Raw genomic sequence first — 999 nt, 5'->3', positions numbered from 1 at the left:
CGATCTGGACGGCCTGCGCGCGCTGACGCTGTTCCTCGTCAAGGACTGCTGCGCCAGCAACGCGGAAGTCTGCGCTCCGCTTATCGCCGAACTTGCCCCCTGCTGCTGAAAGGACGCCCCGTGGCCGTCGATATCGTCATCTATCACAACCCCGCGTGCGGCACGTCTCGCAACGCGCTTGGGCTGATCCGCAATGCCGGCATCGAACCGCATGTGGTCGAGTATCTTAAGACCCCGCCCTCGCGCGCGCTGCTGGTCGAGCTGATCGACCGCGCGGGCCTAACACCGCGCGACCTGCTGCGCGAGAAGGGTACACCCCATGCGGAGCTGGGCTTGGGCGACACGGCGCTGTCCGACGACGCGCTGGTCGACGCGATGATGGCGCACCCGATCCTCATCAACCGGCCGCTGGTCGTCTCGCCGCTCGGCGTGAAGCTGTGTCGCCCGTCCGAAGCCGTCCTCGATCTGCTGCCGAGCGACCAGCTCGGCGCGTTCGCTAAGGAAGACGGCGAACAGGTCGTCGATGCGTCGGGCCAGCGCGTCGCCTGATGCTGCTTGCCGTCCTGATCTTCGTCGCGACGATCGCGCTCGTCATCTGGCAACCCAAAGGCCTCGGCATCGGGTGGAGCGCGATGGGCGGGGCGGTCGTGGCGTTGCTCGCGGGCGTCGTCACCCTGTCCGACGTGCCGATGGTGTGGAACATCGTCTGGAACGCGACCGCGGCGTTCGTGGCGATCATCGTCATCAGCCTGCTGCTGGATGAAGCCGGCTTCTTCGAATGGGCGGCGCTCCACGTCGCGCGTTGGGGCGGCGGGCACGGTCGCCGGCTGTTCGTCCTGATCGTGCTGCTCGGCGCAGGCGTGTCAGCGCTGTTCGCCAATGATGGCGCGGCGCTGATCCTGACGCCGATCGTCATCGCCATGTTGCGGGCGCTGGGGTTCAAGGACAAGGCGACGCTGGCGTTCGTCATGGCGGCGGGGTTCATCGCCGACACCGCCA

The 999-nt window shown here is 67.5% G+C and carries 2 protein-coding genes and 1 pseudogene; all 3 read left to right on the top strand.

The features are described 5' to 3' along the window. Window positions 1-109: pseudogene (locus AX685_RS23145) on the top strand (transcriptional regulator); the annotation flags it as partial. An 11-nt stretch (window positions 110-120) separates the two neighbouring features. Beyond that, window positions 121-549 (top strand): arsenate reductase (glutaredoxin), encoded by a 429-nt coding sequence (arsC, locus tag AX685_RS11815; protein ID WP_066488921.1) that lies wholly within the window; start codon window positions 121-123, stop codon window positions 547-549. Next, window positions 549-999: ArsB/NhaD family transporter (locus AX685_RS11810; RefSeq protein WP_197418586.1), on the top strand; the 451-nt coding region annotated here is incomplete at its 3' end. The genes arsC and AX685_RS11810, both read left to right, overlap by 1 nt.

The organism is Sphingomonas sp. CCH9-F2, assembly GCF_001556735.1.
GTDB classification, from domain to species: Bacteria; Pseudomonadota; Alphaproteobacteria; order Sphingomonadales; family Sphingomonadaceae; genus Sphingomonas; species Sphingomonas ginsenosidimutans.
The sequence above is the reverse complement of the archived record's forward strand: the minus strand, read 5'-3'. Positions and strand labels throughout refer to the sequence as shown.